Source organism: Gemmatimonadaceae bacterium (genome assembly GCA_019752115.1).
Classification (GTDB): Bacteria; Gemmatimonadota; Gemmatimonadetes; order Gemmatimonadales; family Gemmatimonadaceae; genus Gemmatimonas.
On sequence record JAIEMN010000009.1, the window covers coordinates 22,935 to 40,935 of the forward strand.

17 protein-coding genes are annotated in these 18,001 nt (G+C 69.2%); 5 read left to right on the forward strand and 12 right to left on the reverse strand.

All coding sequences use genetic code 11. The annotated features are described in order from the left end of the window. Positions 1–13 precede the first annotated feature (13 nt). Both K2R93_04615 and aspS read right to left on the reverse strand, forming a co-directional pair. Complete coding sequence (locus K2R93_04615) at positions 14–988, reverse strand: PhoH family protein (protein ID MBY0489101.1); 975 nt, start codon at positions 986–988, stop codon at positions 14–16. Then, a complete protein-coding gene (gene aspS / locus K2R93_04620) occupies positions 985–2,799 on the reverse strand; it encodes an aspartate--tRNA ligase (GenBank protein MBY0489102.1) in 1,815 nt (604 codons plus the stop codon). Before aspS ends, K2R93_04615 begins: the two co-directional genes overlap by 4 nt. A gap of 133 nt (positions 2,800–2,932) precedes the next feature. On the opposite strand from aspS, the gene K2R93_04625 reads away from it, so the two are divergent. Both K2R93_04625 and rlmN read left to right on the forward strand, forming a co-directional pair. Further along, on the forward strand, positions 2,933–3,829 hold the full coding sequence (locus tag K2R93_04625) for a hypothetical protein (GenBank protein MBY0489103.1): 897 nt from the start codon (positions 2,933–2,935) through the stop codon (positions 3,827–3,829). Positions 3,830–3,847: 18 nt separating this feature from the next. After that, positions 3,848–4,945, forward strand: a complete 1,098-nt coding sequence (gene rlmN / locus K2R93_04630) for a 23S rRNA (adenine(2503)-C(2))-methyltransferase RlmN (GenBank protein ID MBY0489104.1) — start codon at positions 3,848–3,850, stop codon at positions 4,943–4,945. Here the strand turns inward: rlmN and K2R93_04635 are convergent. From K2R93_04635 to K2R93_04670, 8 genes are read right to left on the reverse strand one after another with little or no spacing between them, the layout of a single operon-like run. Then, entirely contained in the window at positions 4,874–5,395 is a 522-nt protein-coding gene (locus K2R93_04635) for a LytR C-terminal domain-containing protein (GenBank protein ID MBY0489105.1), read from the reverse strand. The genes rlmN and K2R93_04635 overlap by 72 nt on opposite strands. A gap of 4 nt (positions 5,396–5,399) precedes the next feature. Continuing rightward, positions 5,400–5,945 (reverse strand): hypothetical protein, encoded by a 546-nt coding sequence (locus K2R93_04640; protein MBY0489106.1) that lies wholly within the window; start codon positions 5,943–5,945, stop codon positions 5,400–5,402. A 14-nt stretch (positions 5,946–5,959) separates the two neighbouring features. Further along, complete coding sequence (gene trpA, locus K2R93_04645) at positions 5,960–6,739, reverse strand: tryptophan synthase subunit alpha (protein MBY0489107.1); 780 nt, start codon at positions 6,737–6,739, stop codon at positions 5,960–5,962. Positions 6,740–6,746: 7 nt separating this feature from the next. After that, a complete protein-coding gene (locus K2R93_04650) occupies positions 6,747–8,207 on the reverse strand; it encodes an HD domain-containing protein (protein MBY0489108.1) in 1,461 nt (486 codons plus the stop codon). Then, positions 8,204–9,868 (reverse strand): HEAT repeat domain-containing protein, encoded by a 1,665-nt coding sequence (locus K2R93_04655; protein MBY0489109.1) that lies wholly within the window; start codon positions 9,866–9,868, stop codon positions 8,204–8,206. The genes K2R93_04650 and K2R93_04655 overlap by 4 nt, the downstream gene beginning before the upstream one ends. A 7-nt stretch (positions 9,869–9,875) precedes the next feature. After that, positions 9,876–11,078, reverse strand: coding sequence for a tryptophan synthase subunit beta (gene trpB / locus K2R93_04660; GenBank protein ID MBY0489110.1), 1,203 nt, complete (start codon positions 11,076–11,078; stop codon positions 9,876–9,878). Next, positions 11,078–11,740, reverse strand: coding sequence for a phosphoribosylanthranilate isomerase (locus tag K2R93_04665; GenBank protein MBY0489111.1), 663 nt, complete (start codon positions 11,738–11,740; stop codon positions 11,078–11,080). Before K2R93_04665 ends, trpB begins: the two co-directional genes overlap by 1 nt. Continuing rightward, positions 11,740–12,579 carry an indole-3-glycerol phosphate synthase TrpC gene (locus K2R93_04670; protein ID MBY0489112.1) on the reverse strand — a complete coding sequence of 280 codons (840 nt, stop codon included), beginning with the start codon at positions 12,577–12,579 and terminating at the stop codon, positions 11,740–11,742. Before K2R93_04670 ends, K2R93_04665 begins: the two co-directional genes overlap by 1 nt. An 84-nt stretch (positions 12,580–12,663) precedes the next feature. Here K2R93_04670 and lexA point away from each other — a divergent pair, with 84 nt between their 5' ends. Further along, a complete protein-coding gene (lexA, locus tag K2R93_04675; protein MBY0489113.1) occupies positions 12,664–13,272 on the forward strand; it encodes a transcriptional repressor LexA in 609 nt (202 codons plus the stop codon). On the opposite strand, the gene trpD is transcribed toward lexA, so the two are convergent. Further along, positions 13,266–14,321 carry an anthranilate phosphoribosyltransferase gene (gene trpD / locus K2R93_04680; protein MBY0489114.1) on the reverse strand — a complete coding sequence of 352 codons (1,056 nt, stop codon included), beginning with the start codon at positions 14,319–14,321 and terminating at the stop codon, positions 13,266–13,268. The two genes, lexA and trpD, sit on opposite strands and share 7 nt — an antisense overlap. Next, complete coding sequence (locus K2R93_04685) at positions 14,311–15,621, reverse strand: GAF domain-containing protein (GenBank protein MBY0489115.1); 1,311 nt, start codon at positions 15,619–15,621, stop codon at positions 14,311–14,313. The genes trpD and K2R93_04685 overlap by 11 nt, the downstream gene beginning before the upstream one ends. Positions 15,622–15,725: 104 nt before the next feature. On the opposite strand from K2R93_04685, the gene truA reads away from it, so the two are divergent. Further along, positions 15,726–16,502, forward strand: a complete 777-nt coding sequence (gene truA, locus K2R93_04690; protein MBY0489116.1) for a tRNA pseudouridine(38-40) synthase TruA — start codon at positions 15,726–15,728, stop codon at positions 16,500–16,502. Positions 16,503–16,540: 38 nt separating this feature from the next. After that, positions 16,541–17,968: a trypsin-like peptidase domain-containing protein gene (locus K2R93_04695; GenBank protein MBY0489117.1), complete on the forward strand. Its 1,428-nt coding sequence runs from the start codon at positions 16,541–16,543 to the stop codon at positions 17,966–17,968. Positions 17,969–18,001: the final 33 nt, after the last annotated feature.

Sequence of the window (18,001 nt, forward strand, 5' to 3'; positions counted from 1 at the left end):
CTTCGGGCCGGGCTCACCCGCCACCTCCGGCGGCGTCTTCGTTGTAGGCGCGGATGATGTCGCGCACCAGGCGATGGCGCACCACGTCGGCTTCCGTGAAATAGTGGAAGCTGATGCCGTCGATGCCGTGCAGGATACGCTCGACCTGCATGAGCCCCGAATCTTCCCGACGCGGCAGGTCCACCTGGGTCTTGTCGCCGGTGATGACGATCTTCGAGTTCACGCCCAGGCGCGTCAGGAACATCTTCATCTGCATGCCGGTGGCATTCTGCGCTTCGTCGAGAATCACGAACGAATCGCCCAGCGTCCGGCCGCGCATGAACGCGAGGGGCGCCACTTCGATGGTACGCGATTCGATGAGCTTCTGGATGCGCTCGAACGGGATGAGATCGTCGAGCGCATCGTAGAGCGGACGGAGATACGGGTCTACCTTGGCCTGCATGTCACCGGGCAGGAAGCCGAGACTTTCGCCCGCTTCTACCGCGGGGCGCGCGAGCACGATGCGCCGGACGCGCTTGCGCATCAGCGCGTCCACCGCCGCGGCCACGGCCAGATAGGTCTTGCCCGTGCCGGCGGGGCCGATGCCGATGACGATGTCGTGCTCGGCGATCTTCTTGAGATACTCGGCCTGGCCGGCGGTCTTGGCCTGCACGCCACGGCGCGCGCCAGGCAGGACGAGCTGTCCATTGGTCGCGCCCGGGGCCTCGCTGGGGCGCTCACTCAACGCGAGCCGCAGCACATCGTCGGCGGTGACGGCCTTCCCGTCGCGGACCATGGCCACCATCGCCACGGCGACGCCTTCGGCCTTGGTCACCGCTTCGATATCGCCCGTCAGCGAGAGATGATCGCCGCGGAGGGCCACGCGGGCCCCCGTGACGCGTCCGAGTTCCACGAGATTGCTGTCGTTGACACCGGCCAGCGTCTGCAGATCGGCGCCCTCGACGGACACCCGCGCCGTGACTGGCGCCTCTCCACGCGGATCACTCACGACGCCTGACCTGCCGAGGCGGGCTTGACCGCGATGTGCAGCTCGTCGAGGTCCACGGCCGGGACGGCCACCGGAGCGCCTTCGTACAGCGACCGGGCGGCCGTCGTCTTCGGGAAGGCGATCACGTCGCGCAGCGAGGGCGCACCGGAGAGCAGCATCGCGATGCGATCAAAGCCGAACGCGAGGCCGCCATGCGGCGGGGCTCCGGCGCGCAGCCCTTCGAGCAGGAAGCCGAACCGCCGCTCCTGCTCGTCGGTGTTGCCAATGCCGAGCAGCGCGAACATGCGCGACTGCACGGCCGGGTCACTCGTGCGGATCGAACCGCCACCCAGTTCCGTGCCGTTCAGCACACAGTCGTAGGCCACGGCACGCCACTTCGCCGGCTGGTCGGGATAGGCGGCCATGTCGGCGGCGTTCGGCGAGGTGAACGGATGATGCACCGCCGCGAGCGCGCCGGTGTCCGGATCTTCCTCGAACATCGGGAAGTCGAGGACCCACAGAAAGCGGCGGGCCTTCTCGTCCACGAGCTCCAACCGGCGGGCACACTCCTGACGCACCCGATCGAGCGCCGGGCTACTGATGCGATCGGCCGCCGCAACAAAGAGCGCGAGATCGCCTTCGCCAAGCGCGAACGCGGCCTTGGCTTCGTCGGTGAGGAACTTGGCCAACGGGCCATCGTAGGCGCCGTCGGCGAAGCGCAGTCGCAACAGTCCGCCAGCCCCGGCGCCCTTCGCGAGCGCTTCCAACTCGTCCACCTGCTTGCGGCTCCATGCCGCGCCACCGGGCACGACCAAGCCGCGTACGCGCCCGCCCCTCTCCATGGCGGTCTTGGTCACGGCGAAATCGAGGCCCGCGAAGACCGCGCTGTAGTCGCGCAGCTCGAGGCCGTAGCGGAGATCGGGACGATCGCAGCCGTAGCGCTCCATGGCGTCGGCGTACGTCATCCGCTCAAACGGCGTCGCCACCTCGTAGCCCGCTTCCTTCCAGAGCGCAGCGACGAGCCCTTCGGCGAGATGCAGGATGTCCTCCTCCTGCACGAACGAGGCTTCGATGTCGATCTGCGTGAATTCGGGCTGCCGGTCTGCGCGCAGGTCTTCATCGCGGAAGCAGCGGGCGATCTGGAAATAGCGATCGAAGCCGCAGCACATGAACAGCTGCTTGTAGATCTGCGGCGACTGCGGCAGCGCGTAGAACTCGCCCGGATGCACGCGGCTGGGCACGAGATAGTCGCGCGCACCTTCGGGGGTGGGCTTGGTGAGAATGGGCGTTTCCAACTCGAGATAGCCGTGATCGCTCAGGTAGCGGCGCGAGACCTGCAGCAGGCGGTGCCGCAGCACCAGGTTCTCCTGCAGTTCCGGGCGGCGCAGGTCCAGGTAGCGATGCCGCAAGCGCAATTCCTCGGCCGGCATCTTGTCCCCACGCCCGCGGGCCACGGGGAGCGCCGGCGTCACCGCCGGCCCCACGACGCGCATGGCCTTCACGCGCACCTCGATCTCACCCGTGCCCATCTCCGGGTTGATGCGATCCGCTTCGCGCGCGACCACCTCACCCTCGCAGAGCACGACCGACTCGACGCCGACCGCCGCCGCCAGCGTCTGCACGTCCGCGGGCGACCAGGCCGGACCGAATGCGAGCTGCACGAGCCCGGTTCTATCCCGCAGGTCGATGAACACCAGCCCGCCCAGATCGCGGCTGCGATGCACCCATCCCCCCAACTGGACCGTGCGCCCCACATCGGCGCGACGCAGCAGGCCGCACGGATCGGAACGCAGCGAGGTGGAGAGGACAGACGGCTCGGTAACTGACGACATCGACAGGCAACTCCCGGGGGTGACACACCACGCGGCTCGGCCGGACGTGGCCGAGCGGGCGCAAACGCTGAAAAGTAAACGCGTTACGCCCCCGGGGGTAGCGATTTTTCCACGGCTCCGCTTAGTTGACGCCATGCGCCGCATGCTCATCTGCGGTCTGGTGGCGTGCGCCTGGGCTGGCGGGCTCAGGGCGCAAGCCGTGCCGGCCCGCGATCTCTGGGAGTTTCCGCTGGGGGCCGTGTACGAACCGGCCGCATTGGCGGTGGAGCCTGGAGTCGGCCTGTGGAACCCGGCCACGATGGCGCTCAAGGGCGGCGAACGCTTCCGGCTGGGCGTGGTGTCGCTCTCCGCCGGGTCGGACCAAGGCGTGGACGGGCAGCTCTTCGGCGCGTCGTATCGCCGGCCGAGTGGGGTCACGCTGGGGCTCTCCGTGGCCCGGGCCAACGTGGCGGGGCTGCTGCGTACCGACTCCGACCCGCAGACCATCGGCGACATCCCGTACAACAGCACGCTGGTCAGCGTCGGCGCGGCGCGCGAAGTGGTGCCGCACCTCACCGCCGGGGTGGCCGTGCGCTATCGCAGCGGGCATGCAGACGTGGACAAGGGGCGCGCCGTGGCCGCCGATCTTGGCGTCGTCGCCGACGACCTGCCGTGGAATCACGCCCGGGTGGCCGTCTCGAGTTTTCTCTGGCGCCCGGGGCGCGAGATCCAGGATCGGCCGGCCCTCCTCGTCGCCGCGGATGCGCGCGTGCTGGGGCCCAGCGCCCAGCGCGAGACCCGCTTGGGCTACAGCTACAACGGCGTCAACCGCGGAGCCCGTGAGCAGGGGCCGTATGTCTCCGGGCGCTTCGATCGGCTCGAGGCGCGCGCAGGCTGGTTTCAGACGGCGGCCGGCGCGCGGTCCGTGAGCCGAATCCGCTCGGGGCTGTCGTTTCACTATGGCCGCTACGTGGTGGGCCTGGCGCGGGAAGAGGGCGCCGCCGGACTCGGTCCGGTGTATCAATTCAGTCTGAGCTCGATTTTTCAGTAATCCGTCGTTCGCCCACTCATGCCTGCTGCGCCCGCTCCGTCGCTCCCTGATCTGCTCGACCTCGAACCCGATGCCGCCCTCACGGTGCTGCGCGACTGGTTCGCCGCGCGCGGTGAACCCGCGTATCGGGCCACGCAGGTCTTCGGGCGCCTCTGGCAGAAGCCGGTGCGCACGTTCGACGACATCACCGAGCTGCCGAAAGCCCTGCGTGAGGCCCTCGCCGGGGATTTCCGTCTCTCCTCACTGCCGCTGGCGACCCGCCAGGCGTCGCGTGACGGGACCGAGAAGTTCCTGTTTCAGCTGCATGATGGCCAGCTGATTGAGACGGTGGCGATCCCCGACGGGGATCGCATGACCTTCTGCATTTCGTCGCAGGCCGGATGCGCGCTGCAGTGCGCGTTCTGCGCGACTGGCGCGATGGGATTCCAGCGCAATCTCACGCCCGCCGAGATCGCCGGGCAGGTGCGCGAGCTGCGCATGCTGACGCCACCGATCCTGCCGACGAACATCGTGTTCATGGGCATGGGCGAGCCGCTCATGAACTGGAAGGCGGTGAGCCCGACGCTCACGCTGCTCAATGATCCGCGTGCGCTGGGCATCGGCGCGCGCCACATCACGATCTCCACCGTTGGCGTCCTGCCGGGCATTCAGGCGCTCGCCGCGCGTCCGGAGCAGTTCCGGCTCGCGATCTCGATTCATGCGCCCAGCGATGCGTTGCGCCAGACGCTCATGCCGGTGAACACCAAGTATCCGTTGGCGGAGGTGATCGATGCCGCGAAGGTGTTCGACCGCCGTGTCACGTTCGAATACGTGATGCTGGGTGGCGTGAACGATCAGCCCGAGCATGCGGCCCAGCTCGCGCAGCTCGCGCGCGAGTGTCGCGCGTTCGTCAATCTGATCCCCTTGCACCCGGGTGGCTCGATGGGCTTCACGCCGACGCCGACCACGCAGATCACCGCCTTCGCCAAGGCCATGCGCGCCCGCGGCGTGGAGACGGCGGTGCGGCGGAGCCGCGGCCTCGACATCGCCGCCGCGTGCGGTCAGCTACGGACGGAGCGGCTCGGTCGGCGGTTGCCAGTCGCTGCCGATGAAGACCGTGAGGTCCACGTAGCGTGAGGTATCGGGACGCGCGGAGACGCGTCCCACGCCAAGGGCCTTCCGCACGCGCTCGCCCCAGGCCTCGTGGCCGGTGTGCACTTCGATGAGCGTCTCGGTCCGCGCCAGTTTGGGCGCACTGTCGAAGTCCACCACGTCGTAGCCGAAGTCGCGCAGCCACAGCGTGGCGCGACGCGCGAGCCCCCGAACACTGGTCGCGTTGATCACCCGCACCACGATGCGCGTCCCCGCGGGGGCCTGCGCGCTCGTATCGCCGAGCGCCGCGACCGGTGACGTCGTCGCCGGGCCGTCGCCGCTGGGCGCGGCCGTCGCGGCGTCGTCACGCAGCCACCACCACCCGCCGGCAATCGCCACGAGCAGCACCACAATCGCGACCAGCAGGCCGCCGCGTCGTGCACGCGACGGAACCGCCGGGCCCTCGCCCGGCCAGCTGGGCATTCCGCTGGTCATCGTGCTACCGGACCGCGTTCCAGAGGGTCACGGTTTCGTGCGCGAGGCCCTTCCCTTCGCGGATGGTCCACTCGAGACGCAAGCGCACCACCTGACGAAACACCGCATCGAAGGCGTCGGGGACGCGCGCCGCGAGGAAGGCGCGATCGGCCTGCATGAACTGGCGTCCGGGCTCGAGAAAATCCGCCATGTAGAGCGCCCGTCCGGTTCGTCTCCAACCGGCAAAGCCCACGGTATGCCACCGAATCGCGTCGAGCACGTCCTGTCGCTGCTCGCCCTCGGCCAGCAGTCGGTCCGCTGCCGCCGGTCCATGCAAGAGGCCATACGGACGCTCGGCATCGCCGGTGAGCTGCCGCAGCGTCGGTTCGTCGGCGTCGCGCAGCGCATCATGCCAGCGTCCGGCGTCGTGCCATGCCGCGCGCTCGTCGCCGGTGAGCGACAACTGCGCCGACCAGGTGTCGAGCAACGCGGTGACACGGCCGATGTGCGCCCGCCGCTTGTCGGAGACGATCGCCCACGCCGGGAGCTCCGGCGCCTGTCCTGCCGTCACGATGGAAGCCTCGGTTACGCGGCGTCGATCCCGCGGCGCAGCGCGGCCGTGAGCGCCATGGCCTCATCGACCGACCGGCCCGCCGCGCGCACGAGCGCACTGCCCACCACCACGCCATCGCCAAGCTTGGCGGCGGCCTGTGCCTGCTCGGGCGTCGAGATGCCGAAACCAATGCAGATGGGGAGCGTGGTGGCGCCACGAAGCCGGGCCACCGTGTCCGGCAAATCCTCGGGGAGCGATGCGCGCTCACCGGTGACGCCCAGCCGGCTGATGAGGTACACGAACCCGCCGCCGTGTCGGCCAATCTCGGCCATGCGCGGTGCCGGCGTGGTCGGGGCGACCAGCCGTACAAAATCGAGGCCGCTTTCGCCGAACCACGCCTCGCGGACCGGATCGGCACCGACGGGCAGGTCGGTCGCGAGGACACCGTCTACCCCAGCGGCGCGCGCGCGCGCGAGCACGTCCGGCCCACCGGCGATGATCGGGTTCAGATAGCTGAACAGCACGACCGGCACGGACACCTGCGCCTCGGCCACGATCTCGAGCGTGCGCTCGAGGGTGATCCCCTGATCCAGCGCGATCTGCGAGCTCTGCTGGATGACCGGACCGTCGGCCATCGGATCGGAGAACGGCACACCGATCTCGATCACATCGGCGCCCGCTTTGGCGACGCCGCGCATCAACGCCACGCTGGTGGCGAAGTCCGGATGCCCGGCGGTCAGGTAGGCGACGAGTGCTCGGCGGCCCTCGGCCTTGAGGTCAGCGAAGCGCTGCGTAAGGCGCGAGGTTGTCACAGCAGCATCAGGCGAAATAGTCGCCGAGTTGGATGGCATAGCGCTCAGGATCTTCGGTACGCAGCACGCTGCGCACGTACTGGCCGCTCTCGTCCTGCTCGGTGAGGTCGAGGAGATCGGGCTGGTCCACGAAGTTGCCGCGATCGTCCATGATGATTTGCACCAGCGGACGCGAGAGCGCCGTGGGGTCGGGATTGGGGGCGATGACCACGGCCAGTTCGTAGCTGTCGAGCACGACGAGGCTGCCCATGGGATAGATGCCCACGAGATTGATGAACGCCTTGACCAGCGAGGGATCGAGGCCGAGCCGCGGATTGTCGCGCATCCCGCGCAGGGCATCGTGTGGCGTCCAGACGGCGTCGCGATACACGCGCTCGGTGGTGGCCGCATCGAAGGCATCGGCCACCGCGATGATCTTGCTGTAGAAGTTGAGCGTCCGCGGACGGACCACGGTGGGATAGCCACTGTGGTCGATGCGCATGTGATGCTCGTACGCCGTGATCATCGCGCGCCACGGGCGCAACGCGCCGGTGGGCAGGGAGAAGAGGGCGAGCACCCCGTGCCAGGTGTGGGTGCGCATCAGCGCCACTTCGTCTTCGGTGAGCGGCTCCTGCTTGTTCAGCACCTCGAGCGGAATGCGCGCCTTGCCGATGTCGTGCAGCAGCGAGGCGAGACCGAGATCGAGCAGCTGCGTTTTCGTGAGACCCAGGCGGCGTCCGAGTGCGACCGACAGGATGCACACGTTCACGCTGTGCACGAAGGTGTATTCATCGAAGTCGCGCAGCGTGGTCATGCCGAGCAGCGATGCGCTGTCGGTCATGATCATGTCCACGATGCCCTGTACGGCCCGTTTGGCCTGCCGCAGCCCCTGACTGCGCCCCAGGCGCGCCGACGTGAGCACCTCGCGGGTCACCTCGATGGAGCGCGCGTAGGTGCGACGCGCCCGTTCCCGTGCACTCGGTTCGACTTCCTCGCGGTCTGCGACCTCGCTGAGATCGAACAGCTCGAACGCGGCGATGTCCGCCTGTGCCAGTCGCTCGCGCAGGCGCTCCGCGCGATCCTCGACCGGCGTGTCCGCCGGCGGGGCGTGCAGGAACGACAGCAGTACCACCCAGGCGCGCGATGGCGGCGGCACCGGGATGCTGAGTCCGCCCAGTCCCGCGTTCCGGAAGAGGGCGAGTAGCGACGCGACCGCTGCGTAGTTGTCAAAGGCCAGCCGCAGTCGCGTGTCGTTGACGAAGAACTGGTCCCCCACCGACCGGAGCTCGCACTGCCCATCGGCGTCGATGACACGTTCGGTGGCGTTGCCCAGCTCGATGATGGCCTTCTGTACGGCGGCGTTCTCGATCGGATACAGCCGCACCGCGCGAATCGCGGCGTTCATGGCAATCACGAGCGCGCGGCCATGGCGCTGGGGACCAGCCCCCTGCACCGCGGCGGATGACAGCGGCGTTCCCGGCCCGGTCATGCGCCGTCCCGCATGGCCCGCAGCACGGCGCTGCGGACGACGACTTCCTTGGTGTCGCTCGCCTTCTGCAGCGAGGCGAACGCGGCGGGGGTCCCGATCAGGCCGAGGGCCCGGGCGGCGCAGGCGCGGAACTCCGGGGGCTCCTTGGCGCCGAGCAATCCCTTGCTGTTCAGAATGGCATCGAGTTCGGCGACGCCGGCGTCACCGCACAACGATCCAAACGCCTCGAACAGCGCCATCTTCTCGCCGAGATCGGTCGCCCGCGTTTCCTTGGCGCGCAGCACCGCGAGGAGGCGCGGGAGCACGGCCGCATGCTTCCGCGCCGCGATGGTGCGATAGATCGCCACGCGCACTTCGCGGTCCGCATCATCGATCGCGCGCTCGAGCGCCTGCAGCGCTCCCGGTGATCCGACGTTCGCGAGTGCGTTCACCGCATCGAGACGCATGCGGACGTCATCGTTGCGCAGCAGTTTGGCGAGTCCGGGCACGGTGGCCGGCGTGGCGAGTTGCGTCGCAATCTTGAGGGCGCCCTTCACGACGCCGGTCTCCGGATGCTCGAGCAGGCGCGCCAATTCCGCGAGATGCGCGCCCGCGAGGCGCAGCGAGGCGCGTTCCACGGCCGCGCGCGCCGGGGACGCACCCGCCGTACCCAGCCACAATACGAGCGGCTCGAGTGCCGACGGCCGCAGCTCGCGGAACAGCTCCTCGAGCAGCGACATCGCGGGCGTGCGCGCGCTGTCGTCGATGGCGAGCAGCAGCTGGGACATGGCTCGCGGCTCACTCAGGCGATGCGCGATGGCCCCCAGCGCCTCCACGAGTTCGGGGTCGAGCCCCGGATGCTTGGCGGCTTTGGCGGTCTCGCGCAGGGCGTAGGCCACCATCTCGTACTGGGCGGCCGTCAGCAATTCCACGACGAGCGTATCGAGCGCCTCGAATGCCTCGCGCCGGGCCTCCTCCGGAAGCCCCACGTCAATCAGGTCGAGTAGGCTGTCGAGCACGACGCGCCGTGGATCATCGGCATACGCGCGCTCGAGTTCAGCCTGCAGCGTGGCGATCTCCCGCTGATCGAGGAAGTAGAGCGCGCCGTCGAAATCCTCCATGCGGATGAACGACGAACTCGTCTGCTCCGCCTCCGCCGACTCGTCGTACACGTGCAGCGTCGGTCGTCCCTCGGTCTCCGATTCGCCGGGCGTCGTCCCGATGTCGCCACCGAAGCTGTCGAGAAAGCGGTACGTCAGGCACTGGTAGTCGGCGACCCACAGGAGCGTGACGAGGTCGTCGTCGTCCGTGTTGGCGGAGCGCGCCGCTTGCACGAGCCCGAGGAAGGACTCGAGCTCCCGTTCTTCAAACCCCGGTGCGAAGGTCAGGCCGCGAATGCCGTCCCGGTACAGGAGCCAGGGCAGCGCATCGGAGCCGCGCTCGGCATCCTGGTACACGACGGCGTTGCCGTAGCGAAACGCATTCTCGCGGACTTCGATCTCCACCGATTCGCCCTGCCGCCACAAGAGCGAGAAGGCCTGTCGCGCCTCGAGCAGCCGTTGGGCGCGCTGCGGATTGTTCGGCAGATACAGCTGCACGGCACTGAACGCCTTGGCGAGGGCGCGCAGGGCGTCCTCGACCACGGAAGGCGGTACGCTGGTGTCGTGCCGGAGAACGGTCATGAAGGGATCAGACGTCCGGGAGTTCGTGCTGACTGATGGTGCCGACATCCTTGTCACCGCGCCCACTGACGCAGAGGAGGACCGATTCGCCCTGGCTCCACCGCCCCGCGGCCTTCTCGATCCACGCCACGGCATGCGCCGTTTCGAGCGCCGGAATGATCCCCTCCAAACGACTGAGGAGCGCGACGCCGCGCAACGCCTCCGTGTCGGTCACCGCCTCATAGCGCGCCCGTCCGCTGTCGTGCAGCCAGGCGTGCTCGGGGCCCACGCCGGGGTAATCGAGGCCGGCGGAAATGGAGTGCGCCGGATGCACCTGACCGGCGGCGTCCTGCAGCAGGTAGCTGAGCGACCCGTGCAGCACGCCCGGCGTGCCCTTGGTGATCGACGCGCTGTGGCGATCGGTGTCGAGGCCATCACCCGCGGCTTCCACCCCCACCAGCTCCACGTCGGCATCGGCGACGAAGCCCGCAAAGATCCCCATCGCGTTCGACCCGCCGCCAACGCACGCCACCACCGTGCGCGGGAGCGCGCCCGTCTTCTCGAGCATCTGGGCCCGCGCTTCGCGGCCGATGACCGACTGGAACTCGCGCACCATGCGCGGATACGGCGCCGGGCCCACCACCGAGCCGATGATGTAGTGGCTCGTGTTCACGGTGGTCACCCAGTCGCGAATCGCTTCCGTCGTGGCATCCTTCAGCGTCCGCGTACCCGAGGTCACCGGCACCACGGTGGCGCCCATGAGGCGCATGCGGAACACATTCAGCGCCTGGCGCCGCATGTCTTCCTCGCCCATGTAGACGACGCACTCGAGCCCGAAGCGGGCGCAGATCGTCGCGGTCGCCACGCCATGCTGCCCGGCCCCCGTCTCCGCGATGATGCGCCGCTTGCCCATGCGCATGGCGAGCAGCGCCTGACCCACCGTGTTGTTGATCTTGTGGGCACCGGTGTGATTCAGGTCCTCCCGCTTCATCCACACCGGCGTGCCGACGCGCTCCGTGAGGCGCGGCGCAAAGGTCAGGGCCGTCGGCCGGCCCACGTACTCATGCAGCAGCGCGGCCAGTTCGGCCTGAAACGCGGCATCATGGCGCGCGGTCTCGAACGCGGCCTCCAGTTCGTCGAGCGCCGGAATGAGCGTTTCCGGGACGTAGCGACCACCGAACGGCCCAAACCGGTCGGAGATCACCGCTGCTTCGTGCGCCACCATCGTCATCACACCGTCTCCGCGGCGCCATGCGCCGCTGCTACGAACTGTTGGACCAGCGCCCCGTCCTTGAGACCGGGTGCGGTTTCGACACCGGAAGATACGTCCACGACGTCCGGCGAAAGCAACCGGATCGCCATCGCGACGTTGGACGGGCGTAATCCCCCCGCCAAGATGATTCGCCCATCAGGAAGCGCCCGGCGCAGGGCGGTGACATCGGCGGCAAGCCCGGCCCAGTCCAGCGCCACGCCGGTGCCGCCGAGCTGCCCGACCACGAGGGCATCGAGCACCAGATGGCCAGCCGCGGCGGCCAGCGCTTCGGCCTCGGGTGGCAGGGCCGGACCGGCGACCCGCAGGACTGGCCACACCGTGCGTCCGGACTGCTCGGCCAGCTGACGAACGGCGGCTGGTGTCCGCGCCCCGTGGAGCTGAATGACATCGAGGTCGAGGGCGTCTGCGATCGTCAGCACCTCTGCGTCGGACTGGTCACCGAACACCGCGGCGCGTTGCACCCCCGGCCGCCGCGGTCCCAGGACGTGGCGTGCCTGATCGAACGTCAGCAGCCGCGGGCCGCCGGCGAGGATCGCGCCGAGATACGCCGCACCACTGGCGACGGCCTGCGCGGCGTCGTCCGGGCGCGTGAGACCGCAGATCTTGACGGCGACGGTCATCACGAGGAGGCGCGGGCGCTCGTCGAGCGCGGCACGCCCGCGAGCGCGCGCACATCTCCCGCCGGATCACTCGACGCCGAAATCGCGCTCCCGACGAGAATCGCATCGGCACCCGCCGCCGCGGCCGGCGCGACGTCGTCCACCGTGCGCATGCCACTCTCGGCGACCGCCACGCAGCGGGTGGGGATCTGCGCGATCACGCGGGGCGCGGTGGCCGGATCGATGAGCAGCGTTTCGAGATTGCGATTGTTGACGCCGATGACGGCGGCATCCACGGCGAGCGCGCGAGCGAGCTCGGCCTCGTCGCGCACCTCCACGAGCGTGGCGAGCCCTGCCTCGGCGGCCGCCTCCATCAGGCGCGGCAGTTCGTCCGGACTCAGGGCGCGCACGATGAGCAGCGCCGCCGAGGCCCCATGGGCACGGGCCTCCCAGAGCTGGACCGGATGGACGAGGAAATCCTTGCGGATGGCGGGGACGGCCACGGCGGCCGCGACGCGTGCCAGATCCTCGAGGGCGCCGCCAAACCGCGTGGGCTCGGTGAGCACGGAGATCGCCGCGGCGCCGCCGGCCACGTAGGCTCGGGCCTGCTCGACCGCGTCGAGTCCGGGGGCGATGGCCCCCTTGGACGGCGAGGCTCGCTTGACCTCGGCGATCACGCGGATCCGGCTGCCGCGGAGCGTGGGGGCAAACGGCGCGGCGCGGGCGGCATCGCGGGCGCGCGCCTGGAGCTCCGGGAGACGGGCGACCACCGCCGCGGCCCGCTCGTGGGCCTCGCGAGTCAGGGCGCCGAGGGTGCCTTCAGGGAAGGTCCAGGGCCCCGACGAAAAAAATCCTTGCACTTCGGCCTGTCTTCGGTTAGCGTGGCGGGTGGTTGGATTCGGCCTTTTTACGGGCTGCCACCCGTCCCCCTACGTGGAGCTGCAATGCCGCTTACGAAGCGACAGCGGGAGATTCTGAGTTTCCTGTCGGAGTACAACGAGGCGAACGGCTATGCCCCGAGCTTCGAAGAGATCGCCTCGCAGTTCAACTATAACTCGCTGGCGACGGTGCACGAACATCTCACGAATCTCGAACGCAAGGGGTACATCAAGCGCTCGTACAACGAGAGTCGTGCCATCGAAATTCTGCCCTCGGAGATGTACCAGCGCGCGGTGGAACTGCCGTTGTTGGGCAGCGTCGCGGCCGGTGCGCCGATCGAAGCGATGCACGCCGGCGAAACCATGGCGGTGCCCGATGGGTTCCTGCGAAAGAGCGGCAGCCACTATGTGCTGCGCGTTCGCGGCGACTCCATGATCGAGGAGCACATCCGCGACGGCGACTACGTCGTGATCAACGACAAGCAGGCGGCGGACAACGGTGAAATGGTCATCGCCCTGCTCGACGGCGCCGGGGCCACGGTCAAGCGCTACTACCGGGAGCGGGATGGCCGCATTCGGCTGCAGCCGGCCAACGAGACGATGCAGCCCCTGTTCGTCCACGAAGACGACGTCCGCATCCAGGGGATCGTCGTGGGCGTGCTGCGACGTTACTGAGCGGTATCCGGGCCGTGCGAGGCGGCCCGGAGCCGTTCAAGCGCGGTATACCCTGCCCCCGCGCGTAACGCATCGCGGGCGGTGCTCACCGCGTCACCGTAGGCAATGTCATCGCGACTCACATAGAGCGCCGCCGCGGCGTTGAGCACCACCGCCGCCTGCGCGCCGCGCGGTCCGTCACCCTGCAGCACCTGTGTCACCAGCGCCGCGTTCTGTGCCGGATCGCCGCCCGCGAGCTCCGTCAGGGCGATGTCCTCGTACCCGAAGTCCGCCGGGTCGATCGTCCACTCGCGCATCGCGCCGTGCACCGCTTCGCGCACCGCGGTGAGCCCGAGGGGCGACACTTCGTCCATGCCCGGCTCCCCGTGCACCACCATCGCCCGCGCGGCGCCCAGCTCCGCCAGGGCATCGGCGATCAGCGTGAGGCGCCCCCGTTCCGCCACGCCGACGACCTGACGGCCGACGCGGGCGGGGTTCGCGAGCGGGCCGACGATGTTCATCACGGTGGGAATGGCCAGTTCGCGACGGACCGGGCCAACATGCCGGAGCGCCGGATGCATGAGCGGCGCGAACATGAACACGATCCCGGCTTCGCGCAGCGTGCGGGCCATGCTCGCCGGCGGCTGATCGATGGCGACCCCCAGCGCCTCGAGCACGTCGGCGCTGCCGGACTTGCTCGTGAAAGAGCGGTTGCCGTGCTTCGCCACCCGCACCCCCATGCCGGCCGCCAGCAGTGCCGCGGCGGTGGAGATGTTGAAGGTGGTGAGCGCGCCACCGCCGGTGCCGCAGGTATCCACCAGGTCGCCTGGGGCGTCGGCCGGAAGGACGATCATCGCCTCCCGCAGCGCCCGCACGACGGCCGCGACCTCCTCAGCGGTTTCGCCTTTGACGCGCAGCGCCATCAGCAGCGCCGCGACCTGCGCGGACGTCCCTTCGCCCCGCATGATCACGCCAAAGGCCTGCTGTAGCGCCGCACCGGTCACGGGTTCCCGCAGGGCGAGCGCGCGAATGACGCGTGCGAGCGCCTCGGCGCCCGGCTCACCGGACATTCAGGCTCTCCAACAACCGTTCGGGGAGCTGGGCGCGGGTCGCAATCAGCGCGATGATGAGACCGAGCAACCGCACGCGCTCCACGTCCTCATCGGTGTACGTCCCGCGCTGCGCGCGATTGGTCAGGTTCACGACGCCCACCAACTCGTCGTGGTACACCAGCGGGAAGCTGATGAAGCTGCCGGTGGTGAAGTACTGATCGCGCAAGAGCGGATGTTGCGACGCTTCGCGCACATCCTGCACGAGCAACGGCTGCCGTGCGGCCGCCACACGGCCGGCGACGCCTTCACCCACGCGAATGCGCATGCCTTCCACGATGTTCGGCGCGATCCCGCGCGCGGCGGCGAGATAGAGATGATCCGGCTCGGGCGCGCGCAGCATCAGTGAACAGCGCTGCGCCTGCATGTCGTCGCCGACAAGCGCCAGCAGCCCGTCGACCAGCATACGGGCATCGCTGGTTTCGGCGTTCAGGGTCAGCGCACGATCGAGTAGATAGAGCGTGCGCGAGCGCTGGCGCAGCGCTTCGCTCCGCCGATGCAGTTCGATGTGCGACTGCTCGAGCTGGGCCACCGCGCTCGCCAGCTGCCGCTCGGCGAGCTCAGCCTTGCGACCGGACCGTCGCGCTTCCTCGGTGGCGCGCGCGGCCTCGGCCCGGAGGGTCAGCGCTTCGGCCGGTTCGATCGAGCCACTCTGCAGCGGGGTATTGCGCGCGGCGCGCAGCTCGCCTTCGAGGGCCGCCAGCCGGCGGACGTACTCCCCGTGCACCCGCTGGGTCACGTCTTCCAGCGTGCGCACCGCTTCCTCGCGGGCGTCGCGTTCGGCGAGGCGTGCATACGCGAGGTCAAAGAGTGCCACGGACGGGGCGAGCCGCTCAGTGGTGCGGGTGCCGAAGATCTTGCGCGGCTCGTAGAGCGCCAGAACGGCCCCCAACACGCCTTCGACCTTGAGCCCACGCACCGCGAGCACCCCGCCGTCCATCGACGTCGTGAATCCGAAGAGCCGGGGATAATCGGCCGACCGGTCGAGCACGTCGTGGAAGGGCCCACCGCTCAGAATCTTCGTCCGCACCCCCTCCGGGAGGTGGTCGAAGGTCGTTTCGAGCGTGCTCTTGGCGACCGTCGCACCCGCGGGCGCGAGCCGCTCGTGCAGCATGTCGCGCCGGGCGTCATAGCCGATCAGGGCGAGCTGGGCGCCCCGGTCGAGGTCGGCCACCGCTTCACCGAGCGCGACCAACGCCCCGTCGATATCGGCGACGGTGGCGAGCGAGTGCGCGAGCGAGGAAAGGGAGCGGGGAGCCATGCGAGTTCGTGAGACAGGGAGAAAACGCGATTGGCGCCGTCGGCGCAATGGCCGAGCACGGCCGAGTTGAAGCGAAGGGCGGTGGTGCCTACCTTCCCCGCGCCATGGACCCGCGACCGATCCTTCTGGTAACCCAGTACGACGGGGGGGCGTTCGCCGGCTGGCAACGACAGCCCGACGTCCCCACCGTGCAGGGGGAGATGGAGGCGGTGCTCGCCCGACTCTGTGGCACGCACATTCCGGCCATCGGGGCCGGCCGGACCGATGCGGGGGTACACGCCCACGGGCAGGGGGTCGGGGTCCGGGTCCCGGAAAAGTGGACGCCCGAGGCGCTTCGGCGCGCCATGAATGCCCTGCTCCCCGATGGGATCTGGGTCGCGTCGGCCCATCGGATGGCGGCGGATTTTCATCCGCGCTACAGCGCAACCGCCCGCCGATATGGTTATCTTGTGGGCACGAACGAGGAGGCCTGTTCGCCTTTCCGGCGGCGGTACGAATGGTTCGTGCGTCGCCCGTTGGAGGCGGACGCGTTGCACGCCGAGGCCGCGAGCCTGCTGGGCGAGCACACGTTCCGCGCCTTTGCCGTTGCTCACACGGCGCCGATCGATGATCACCACCGCTGCGTGATTCAGCACGCGGCCTGGGTGCCTCGCGACGGCGGCTGGGTGTTCGAAGTTGCGGCAAACCGCTTTCTCCATCACATGGTGCGATTTCTGGTCGGGACGATGATCGACGTGGCGCTTGGGCGCCGACCGCGCGGCACGATCGCGCGGCTCCTCGTGGCACCCGACAACGCCGACACGTCACCGCCGGCTCCGGCGCATGGCCTGTCGCTGCGCGCCGTCACCTACCCCGCGACGTGTTTCGCGGGGGATGCGTGATGACCGGCCGAATCGCCCGCGTCCGTCGAGATTCGCATATGCTGTCCCGTTCCTCGCTGATCGCTCTGGTCGCACTCGTCCTGGTCGGGTGCGAAGGGGCCAACCCGTCCGCGTCCGGCGCACAGTCGCGCACGTTGCCGCCCGCGTCGCCGCTGCCGAGCGGGCCCGTGCCCGCCGCCAAGGTCGATGCGTCGCGTCGCACCGCCATCACGACCGCCGTCGAGCGCGTGGCGCCCGCCGTGGTCACGGTACAGACCGAGACCGTCGAGCGCGTCCCGGTCGACTTCTTCGAGTACTTCATGGGCGGGCGCACCGGTGAGCGGCGCAACGCCGGCATCGGCTCGGGCTTTGTGGTGCGTGGCGACGGTGTCATTGTCACGAATGCGCACGTGATCGCCGGTGCCACCAAGGTGCAGGTCGCCATGCGCGACGGCACCACGTACGACGCAACGGTCGTGGGGGCGGACGAGACGAACGATCTCGCCGTGGTCCGCATCAAGGCGAAGGATCTCCCCATCGCGCCCCTCGGGACCTCGTCCAACCTGATCGTCGGTGAGTGGACGATCGCGATCGGCAATCCGTTCGGCTTCGTCCTCGCGAACAACGAGCCCAGCGTGTCGGTCGGCGTGGTGAGCGCCGTCGGGCGCAATCTGGCCGGACGCGCCGAAGGCGGCGGGGTCTACGTCGACATGATTCAGACCGACGCCGCCATCAATCCGGGCAACTCGGGCGGCCCACTGGTCAACGCGTCCGGCGAAGTGATTGGCGTGAACAGCTCGATCTATTCGCCGAGCGGCGGGTCGGTGGGGTTGGGGTTCGCCATTCCTATCGATCGCACCAAGCGCATCGTGGAGGACCTGCTGGAGCACGGCAGCGTGCGTCAGCCGTGGGTTGGCGTCCGGCTCCAGACGCCGCAGGCCCAGAGCGCGCGCGACGCGGCCCGGGTGAGCGCGATCGTGGCGCGTGTCGTTCCGGGCTCCCCCGCCGAGAAGGCTGGCGTGCAGCCGGGCGACGTGGTCGTGCAGGCGGGCACTCGGCCGGTCCGGAATCCGTTCGATTGGGAGGCACGGCTCCTCGACCTGCGGGTTGGCGAGACGTTGCCGGTGACCGTCCGTCGTGGTGGGCGTGAGCTGAAGCTCGCGCTGCAGGTGGCGGATGCGCCGGAGGTCACGGCCCAGAAGGTGACCGTCCTGCGTGAACTGCAGCTCATCTCCCTGACCGATGCCATTCGCCAGGAGCGCGGGATCGGGTCGAATCAGGGGGCGCTCGTGTACAAGGTGTCCGATCGGATTCGTGACGAGATCGGGCTCCAGGAAGGGGATGTGATCGTGCAGGTGGGGCAGTCCCGCGTGGCGACGGCGGAGGCGGCGTCGGCCGCCATCGATCGCTACGGCGCACGTGGGGCCGTGTTCCTCGTGTTCGAACGCAACCGGCAGTTCCTGCAGACGCAGTTCTATCTCCGCTGATCTCTGTCCACTCGGCCACGCCCTTCGTGACTG

Coding starts and splice junctions, on each gene's coding strand:
- aspS (MBY0489102.1), bottom strand. CDS start 2,799: ATGTCGTCAGTTACCGAGCCGTCTGTCCTCTCCACCTCGCTGCGTTCC.
- K2R93_04625 (MBY0489103.1), top strand. CDS start 2,933: ATGCGCCGCATGCTCATCTGCGGTCTGGTGGCGTGCGCCTGGGCTGGC.
- rlmN (MBY0489104.1), top strand. CDS start 3,848: ATGCCTGCTGCGCCCGCTCCGTCGCTCCCTGATCTGCTCGACCTCGAA.
- K2R93_04635 (MBY0489105.1), bottom strand. CDS start 5,395: ATGACCAGCGGAATGCCCAGCTGGCCGGGCGAGGGCCCGGCGGTTCCG.
- K2R93_04650 (MBY0489108.1), bottom strand. CDS start 8,207: ATGACCGGGCCGGGAACGCCGCTGTCATCCGCCGCGGTGCAGGGGGCT.
- K2R93_04655 (MBY0489109.1), bottom strand. CDS start 9,868: ATGACCGTTCTCCGGCACGACACCAGCGTACCGCCTTCCGTGGTCGAG.
- trpB (MBY0489110.1), bottom strand. CDS start 11,078: ATGACGATGGTGGCGCACGAAGCAGCGGTGATCTCCGACCGGTTTGGG.
- K2R93_04665 (MBY0489111.1), bottom strand. CDS start 11,740: ATGACCGTCGCCGTCAAGATCTGCGGTCTCACGCGCCCGGACGACGCC.
- lexA (MBY0489113.1), top strand. CDS start 12,664: ATGCCGCTTACGAAGCGACAGCGGGAGATTCTGAGTTTCCTGTCGGAG.
- trpD (MBY0489114.1), bottom strand. CDS start 14,321: ATGTCCGGTGAGCCGGGCGCCGAGGCGCTCGCACGCGTCATTCGCGCG.
- K2R93_04685 (MBY0489115.1), bottom strand. CDS start 15,621: ATGGCTCCCCGCTCCCTTTCCTCGCTCGCGCACTCGCTCGCCACCGTC.
- truA (MBY0489116.1), top strand. CDS start 15,726: ATGGACCCGCGACCGATCCTTCTGGTAACCCAGTACGACGGGGGGGCG.
- K2R93_04695 (MBY0489117.1), top strand. CDS start 16,541: ATGCTGTCCCGTTCCTCGCTGATCGCTCTGGTCGCACTCGTCCTGGTC.